Origin of the sequence: uncultured Azohydromonas sp., assembly GCF_937926365.1 — a bacterium.
Lineage (GTDB): Bacteria > Pseudomonadota > Gammaproteobacteria > Burkholderiales > Burkholderiaceae_C > Azohydromonas.
Map to the genome: position 1 here is coordinate 32,292 of NZ_CALAOH010000235.1, position 7,798 is coordinate 40,089.

Here is a 7,798-nt window from a genome sequence, read left to right on the forward strand (position 1 = left end):
GCCATGAAGCAGCGCCCCTACAACTTCTCCGCCGGCCCGGCGGCCCTGCCGGCCGAGGTGCTGGAACAGGCCGCGGCAGAGATGCTCGACTGGCACGGCAGCGGCATGAGCGTCATGGAGATGAGCCACCGCGGCAAGGAATTCATCTCCATCGCCCATCAGGCCGAGGCCGACCTGCGCCGCCTGCTGGCGGTGCCGCCCAACTTCCACATCCTGTTCATGCAGGGCGGCGGCCTGGCCGAGAACGCCATCGTGCCGCTGAACCTCTCGGGCGGCGCGGCAGTGGACTTCGTGGTCACCGGCAGCTGGTCGCAGAAGTCGTTCAAGGAAGCGAAGAAGTACTGCGACGCTCAGCTCGCCGCCACCAACACCGCCGACGACGGCAGCCATACCACGCTGCCCGCCCCGGCCACGTGGCAACTGCGCCGCGGCGCGCGCTACCTGCACGTCTGCAGCAACGAGACCATCCACGGCATCGAGTTCCACGAGCTGCCCGATCTCAAGGCGCTGGGCAGCGACACGCCGCTGGTGATCGACTGCTCCTCGCACATCCTCTCGCGTGGCATCGACTGGTCGCGCGTGGGCCTGGCCTTCGCCGGCGCGCAGAAGAACATCGGGCCGGCCGGGCTGACCATCGTCATCGTGCGCGAGGACCTGGTGGGCCACGCGCTGCCCGTGTGCCCCTCGGCCTTCGACTACAAGACCGTGGCCGAGCACGGCTCGATGTTCAACACGCCGCCCACGTATGCCATCTACATCGCCGGGCTGGTGTTCCAGTGGTTGCTGCGCCAGGGCGGCGTGGCCGAGATGGAGCGCCGCGCGGCGCAGAAGGCCGAGCTGCTCTACGGCGCCATCGACGCCTCGGGCTTCTACAGCAACAAGGTCGCGCCGGGCTGCCGCTCGCGCATGAACGTGCCCTTCTTCATGCCCGACGAGCGGCTGTACGCGCCCTTCCTGGAAGGCGCCGTGGAACGCGGGCTGCTGCAGCTCAAGGGCCACAAGTCCGTCGGGGGCCTGCGCGCCTCCATCTACAACGCCATGCCGCTCGAAGGCGTGCAGGCGCTGGTGTCCTACATGACCGAGTTCCAGGCCCGCCATGGCTGACGACACTTCCCTGCCCCAAGACCTGCCCGGCCTGCGCGTGTGCATCGACGCAGTGGACCGCGAGCTGCTGGCACTGATCAACCGCCGCGCCGCGCTGGCGCAGGCGGTGGGCGAGATCAAGAAGAAGGAAGGCTCGCCGGTGTTCCGCCCCGAGCGCGAGCAGCAGGTGATCGAGGGCCTCAAAGCCGTCAACCCGGGGCCGCTTCGGAACGAGAACCTGGCGCCGATCTGGCGCGAGCTGATGTCAGCCTGCCGCGCGCTGGAGACGCCTACGCGCGTGGCCTTCCTGGGGCCGGCGGGCACCTTCAGCGAAGAAGCGGCGCTCAACTACTTCGGCAGCTCCATCGTGCGCGTGCCCTGCGCCAGTATCGACGAGGTGTTCCGCGCCACCAGTGCCGGCTCGGCCGACTTCGGCGTGGTGCCGGTGGAAAACTCCACCGAGGGCGCCGTGGCGCGCTCCATGGACCTGTTCCTGACCACGCCGCTGAGCATCGTCGGCGAGACCAGCCTGCTGGTGCGCCACAACCTGCTGCGCCTGCGCGAGGACCTGGAAGGCATCCAGGCCGTGTGCGCGCACCCGCAGGCGCTGGGGCAGTGCCACGAGTGGCTGTCGCAGCACCTGCCGGGCGTGGAGCGCCGCCCCGTGGCCAGCAATGCCGAGGGCGCACGCCTGGCGGCGCAGGATCCGTCGCTGGCCGCACTGGCCAGCGTGCGCGCGGGCAACGAGTTCGGGCTGCACCTGGTCGCTCCGGGCGTGCAGGACGATCCGCGCAACCGCACCCGCTTCGTGATGGTGGCCGACCCGCAATACCAAAGCCTGCCCGCCCCTTCGGGCATGGACTGCACCAGCCTGGTGGTGGCGGTCGCCAACCGCCCCGGCGCGATGGTGGACCTGCTGGTGCCGCTCAAGACCGCTGGCGTGTCGATGAGCCGCTTCGAATCGCGCCCGGCGCGATCGGGCCAGTGGGAGTACTACTTCTACATCGACCTGCAGGGCCACCCCGAGGAGCCGCACGTCGCGCAAGCGCTGCAGGCACTGCGCGCGCATTGCAGCTTCTTCAAGCTGCTGGGCGGCTACCCGCTGGACCGGCACTGACCATGCGTTTCGAGCGGCTGGCGCTGGTGGGCTGCGGCCTCATGGGCGGCTCCTTCGCCCTGGCGCTGCGGCGTGCCGGGCTGGTGAACCAGGTCGTGAGCTGCGGCCCCGACACCGCCGCGCTGGACAAGGCGCTGCGGCTGAACGTGATCGACGCGGTTGCGCCTTCCGCGGCCCAGGCGGCGCAGGGCGCCGACCTCGTGGTGCTGGCGGTGCCGGTGGCGGCCACCGAGGGCGTGCTGGCCGCGGTGGCACCCGTGCTGGACGCCGACGCGCTGCTGATGGATGTCGGCAGCACCAAGCGCGACGCCGTGGCCGCGGCGCGGCGCGTGCTGGGCGAGCGGCTGTCGCGCTTCGTGCCCGCGCACCCCATCGCCGGCAAGGAGACGGCTGGCGTGGCGCATGCCGACGCGGCGCTCTACGTCAACCGCCACGCCATCCTCACACCGCTGCCCGAGAACCCGGCCGAGCTGGTGCAACGCGCCACGGCACTGTGGGAGGCCTTGGGCGCGCGCGTGCGCTGCATGGACCCACAGGCGCACGACGCCGCCTTCGCCGCCGTCAGCCACCTGCCGCACCTGCTGGCCTATGCCTACTTCGAAGGCGTGGCACGGCAGGACGGGGACGGCGACTTCCTGGCCCTGGCCGGGCCGGGCTTTCGCGACTTCACGCGCATTGCCGCCAGCGACCCGGTGATGTGGCGCGACATCCTGCTGGCCAACCGCGACGAGGTGCTGGACCAGCTGCAGCACTTCCGCCAGGCGCTGGACGGCTTCGAGCAGCAGCTGCGCGCGGGCGACGCCGCGACGCTGGAAGACCATATCCGCCAGGTGGCGCAGGCGCGCGCGCGCTGGCATCTGGGCGCACCGCCCTCACAGTCCCGCTGAACATCCCCGCGTGTCGCTCCCATGCGGCACGCGACCCACGCATGTACGACCTTCCCTTCCTCGACCTTCCCCCGCTCACCGGCGCCGCCGGCACGGTACGCCTGCCGGGCTCCAAGAGCATTTCCAACCGCGTGCTGCTGCTGGCCGGCCTGTGCGAAGGCCAGACGCTGGTGCACGACCTGCTCGACTCCGACGACACGCGTGTGATGCTGGACTCGCTGGGTCGCCTGGGCTGCGGCGTGGAGCCCGGCACCGGCGGCGGCCCGCTGCGCGTCACGGGCCTGGGCGGACGGCTCCAGGTGCACGAGGCGCAGCTCTTCCTGGGCAACGCCGGCACCGCGATGCGCCCGCTCACGGCCGCGCTGGCGCTGCTGGCCGCCACGCAGGGCGGCAACTTCGAGCTCTCGGGCGTGCCGCGCATGCACGAGCGCCCCATCGGCGACCTGGTGGACGCGCTGCGCCAGCTCGGCTGCGGCGTGGAGTACCTGGGTCAGGACGGCTACCCGCCGCTGCGCCTCACGGGCGCCGCCGGCGGCCGCGTGGACACGGCCGCGCCCATCCGCGTGCGTGGCGACGTCTCCAGCCAGTTCCTCACCGCGCTGTTGCTGGCGCTGCCGCTGGTGAGCGCGGACGGCGCGATCACGGTCGAGGTGCAGGGCGAGTTGATCTCCAAGCCCTACATCGACATCACGCTCAAGCTGCTGGCGCGCTTCGGCATCGAGGTGCAGCGCGAGGGCTGGGAGCGCTTCACCATCCCGCAGGGCAGCGCCTACCGCTCGCCGGGCGAGGTGTGGGTGGAGGGCGACGCCTCCTCGGCCTCGTACTTCGTGGCGCTGGGGGCGATCGCCGCCACCGACGCGCCGGTGCGTATCGAGGGTGTGGGCAGCGAGTCGATCCAGGGTGACGTGGCCTTCGTGGACGCCGCGCGCGCCATGGGCGCGTCGGTGCACCTGGGACCCAACTACATCGAGGTGCAGCGCGGCGCATGGCCGCTGCGCGCCATCGACCTGGACTGCAACCACATTCCCGACGCGGCCATGACGCTGGCGGTGATGGCGCTGTACGCGCGCGGCAGCACGCGGCTGACCAACATCGCAAGCTGGCGCGTCAAGGAGACCGACCGCATCGCCGCCATGGCCGCGGAACTGCGCAAGGTGGGCGCCACGGTGGTGGAAGGCGAGGACTTCATCGAGGTGTCGCCGCCGCCGGCCTCGGGCTGGAAGGCCGCCTCCATCCACACCTACGACGACCACCGCATGGCGATGTGCCTGTCGCTGGCGGCGTTCAACCCGCTGGCCTCGGCCGAGCCGGTGGTGCCGGTGCGCATCCTGGAGCCTCGCTGCGCGGGCAAGACCTTCCCCGATTACTTCGAGACGCTGTTCGACCTGGCCAGCACCGAGCGCTCGCTGGTGCCGGTGATCACCATCGACGGCCCCACCGCCTCGGGCAAGGGCACGCTGGCGAGTTCGGTGGCCCAGGCACTGGGCTACCACACGCTGGACTCGGGCTCGCTCTACCGCGTCACGGCGCTGGCGGCGCTCGCGCGCGGCGTGGACACCACCGACGGCGCGGCGATGGCCGCACTGGCGCGCGGGCTGAACCTGCGCTTCGAGGGCGAGCGGCTGTACCTGGACGGCCGCGAGATCAGCGCCGACCTGCGCTGCGAGGAGGTCGGCACCACCGCCTCGCGCATCTCCGCGCTGCCGGAGTTGCGCGCAGCACTGTACGCAGTGCAACTGGCCTTCCGCCGCGCGCCGGGGCTGGTGGCGGACGGACGCGACATGGGGACCGTGATCTTTCCGGACGCACCGCTGAAAGTGTTCCTCACTGCCAGTGCCGCCAAGCGTGCCGAGCGCCGGTATAAGCAATTGATTTCAAAAGGAATTTCTGCTAGCATTGACAAGCTTCGGTCCGACCTCGAGGCCCGGGACGAGCGGGATCGCAACCGCTTGATCGCGCCCTTGAAGCCGGCCCCGGACGCGCAGTTGCTGGACAACTCGGCACAGACGGTGGAAGCCTCCACCGCCACCGTGCTGCAGTGGTGGGCGCAGCGCGGTCCGTTCCAGGACAGCGGCACGCCGCAAGCCTGAGACGCCGGAGCACCCGGGACCGCTCCCCCGCTGCCTTCGCACCGCTAGGGCAGTTTCCCCGCACCGCAAGGCGCGCCGGGGGCAGCGGATTCGCAACCTAACCCCGCAACGGCAGTTGCACGAAACGCCGGCCCCGCCTTCCACGCGGCCCGCCGGCCAGGAAACACCCACATGATGGATACCCAAACCGCCACCCAGGGCGGCGAGTCTTTTGCCGCCCTGTTCGAAGAAAGCCTGCAGCAGCGCGACATGCGCGCCGGCGAGGTGATCTCTGCCGAGGTGGTGCGCATCGAGCACAACTTCGTGGTGGTCAATGCCGGCCTCAAGTCCGAGGCCTACGTTCCCATCGAAGAATTCAAGAACGACCAGGGCGAGGTCGAGGTGCAGGTCGGCGACTTCGTGTCGGTGGCCATCGACGCCCTGGAAAACGGCTACGGCGACACGATCCTGTCGCGCGACAAGGCCAAGCGCCTGGCCTCGTGGCTGGCGCTGGAAAACGCGCTGGAGTCCGGCGACTTCGTCACCGGCACCGTCTCCGGCAAGGTCAAGGGCGGCCTGACCGTCCTGGTCAACGGCATCCGCGCCTTCCTGCCCGGCTCGCTCATCGACACCCGCCCCGTCAAGGACCTGACTCCTTACGAAGGCAAGACGATGGAGTTCAAGGTCATCAAGCTCGACCGCAAGCGCAACAACGTGGTGCTGAGCCGCCGCGCGGTGGTGGAAGCCTCGATGGGCGAAGAGCGCGCCAAGCTGCTGGAGACGCTGACCGAGGGCGCCATCGTCCACGGCGTGGTGAAGAACATCACCGAGTACGGCGCCTTCGTGGACCTGGGCGGCATCGACGGCCTGCTGCACATCACCGACATGGCCTGGCGCCGTGTGCGTCACCCGAGCGAAGTGGTCCAGGTGGGCCAGGAGCTCGACGCCAAGGTGCTGAAGTTCGACGCCGAGAAGAACCGCGTCTCGCTGGGCCTGAAGCAGCTGGGTGACGACCCCTGGCACGGCGTGGCCCGCCGCTACCCGGCCGGCACCCGCCTGTTCGGCAAGGTCACCAACATCGCCGACTACGGCGCGTTCGTCGAGATCGAGCCGGGCATCGAAGGCCTGGTGCACGTCTCCGAGATGGACTGGACCAACAAGAACGTCGCCCCCGCCAAGGTCGTGACCCTGGGCGAGGAAGTCGAAGTGATGGTCCTGGAGATCGACGAGGACAAGCGCCGCATCTCCCTGGGCATGAAGCAGTGCAAGCCCAATCCCTGGGAAGAGTTCGCCGAGACCGTCAAGCGCGGCGACAAGGTCAAGGGCCCGGTCAAGTCGATCACCGACTTCGGCGTGTTCGTGGGCCTGGCCCAGGGCATCGACGGCCTGGTGCACCTGTCCGACCTGTCCTGGAACGAGCCCGGCGAAGCCGCCGTGCGCAACTTCAAGAAGGGTCAGGAAGTCGAAGCGGTCGTGCTGGCCGTGGACGTGGAGCGCGAGCGCATCAGCCTGGGCATCAAGCAGCTCGACGGCGACCCGTTCGCCACCTTCACCACGCTCAATGACCGCGGATCGCTGGTCAGCGGCAAGGTGAAGAGCGTCGATCCGCGCGGCGCCGAGATCCAGCTGACCGAGGACGTGACGGGCTACCTGCGCGCTTCCGAAATCAGCCGCGACCGCGTCGAAGACGCGCGCAACGTGCTCAAGGAAGGCGACGACGTCTCCGCCATGATCATCAACATCGACCGCAAGACGCGTTCGATCCAGCTGTCGATCAAGGCCAAGGACAACGCCGACCAGCAGGAAGCCATGCAGCGCCTGTCGCAGAGCAACGAGCGCGAAACCGCCGGTACCACCAGCCTGGGCGCCCTGCTGCGCGCCAAGCTGGACAACCGCGACAACGGCTGAGACTGAAGGGGCCCGGCGGTCATGACCCGTTCCGACCTCGTGGCCGAGCTGGCCGAGCGTTTCGGCCAGCTCACGCACCGCGACACCGAGTTCGCGGTCAAGACCATCCTCGACGCGATGTCCGACGCCCTGGCGCGCGGGCACCGCATCGAGATCCGGGGCTTCGGCAGCTTCTCCATCAACCGCCGTCCGCCGCGCATGGGGCGCAATCCCCGCAGCGGCGAGCCGGTGCTGATCCCGGAAAAGCTGGTGCCGCACTTCAAGCCCGGCAAGGCGCTGCGCGAGGCGGTGGACGCCAACGTCCCCGTCGCGCCGGAGCCCGCCGAGCTCGGCACCTCCTGAAGCTCCCGGCCTTGGTCCGTGGAGATCTCCGCAGCGGCGCCCTCGTGGCGCCGCTTCCTTTTGGGCGCCGCTCGGCCGTGAAAGCCGTGCCGCGCCGGCCGCGCGCCCCCGGAACCGGGGTGTGCCCTCGCTAGAATCGCCCGCCCATGCGCTTCCTCGTCTGGCTCCTGCGGGCCTTCCTCTTCTTCGCGCTGTTCGCGTTCGCGCTCAACAACCGCCACACCGCCACCGTGCACTGGTTCTTCGGCCAGTCATGGAACGCGCCGCTGGTGATCGTGGTGCTGGCCGCCTTTGCCGGGGGCTGCGCCGTGGGCGTGCTGGCGATGGTGCCGGCGTGGTGGCACCACCGCCGTCAAGCCGCGCGCCCGGCGCCCGGCGCCACGGCCGCGGCG

The 7,798-nt window shown here is 70.1% G+C and carries 7 protein-coding genes; all 7 read left to right on the forward strand.

Going from position 1 to position 7,798, the window contains the following annotated elements; all coding sequences use genetic code 11:
• The first annotated feature begins 3 nt into the window (after nt 1–3).
• Nucleotides 4–1,104: a 3-phosphoserine/phosphohydroxythreonine transaminase gene (gene serC, locus Q0741_RS26205; RefSeq protein WP_298236139.1), complete on the forward strand. Its 1,101-nt coding sequence runs from the start codon at nt 4–6 to the stop codon at nt 1,102–1,104.
• Entirely contained in the window at nt 1,097–2,200 is a 1,104-nt protein-coding gene (gene pheA, locus Q0741_RS26210) for a prephenate dehydratase (RefSeq protein ID WP_298236140.1), read from the forward strand. The genes serC and pheA overlap by 8 nt, the downstream gene beginning before the upstream one ends.
• 2 nt (nt 2,201–2,202) lie before the next feature.
• Nucleotides 2,203–3,087: a prephenate dehydrogenase/arogenate dehydrogenase family protein gene (locus tag Q0741_RS26215; protein ID WP_298236141.1), complete on the forward strand. Its 885-nt coding sequence runs from the start codon at nt 2,203–2,205 to the stop codon at nt 3,085–3,087.
• 41 nt (nt 3,088–3,128) lie between these two features.
• Nucleotides 3,129–5,177, forward strand: coding sequence for a bifunctional 3-phosphoshikimate 1-carboxyvinyltransferase/cytidylate kinase (locus Q0741_RS26220; RefSeq protein WP_298236142.1), 2,049 nt, complete (start codon nt 3,129–3,131; stop codon nt 5,175–5,177).
• Nucleotides 5,178–5,348: 171 nt separating this feature from the next.
• A complete protein-coding gene (gene rpsA, locus Q0741_RS26225) occupies nt 5,349–7,064 on the forward strand; it encodes a 30S ribosomal protein S1 (protein ID WP_298236143.1) in 1,716 nt (571 codons plus the stop codon).
• A 21-nt stretch (nt 7,065–7,085) separates the two neighbouring features.
• On the forward strand, nt 7,086–7,406 hold the full coding sequence (locus Q0741_RS26230) for an integration host factor subunit beta (protein ID WP_028999288.1): 321 nt from the start codon (nt 7,086–7,088) through the stop codon (nt 7,404–7,406).
• 146 nt (nt 7,407–7,552) lie between these two features.
• The coding region (locus Q0741_RS26235) for a lipopolysaccharide assembly LapA domain-containing protein (protein WP_298236144.1) at nt 7,553–7,798 on the forward strand (246 nt) is incomplete at its 3' end.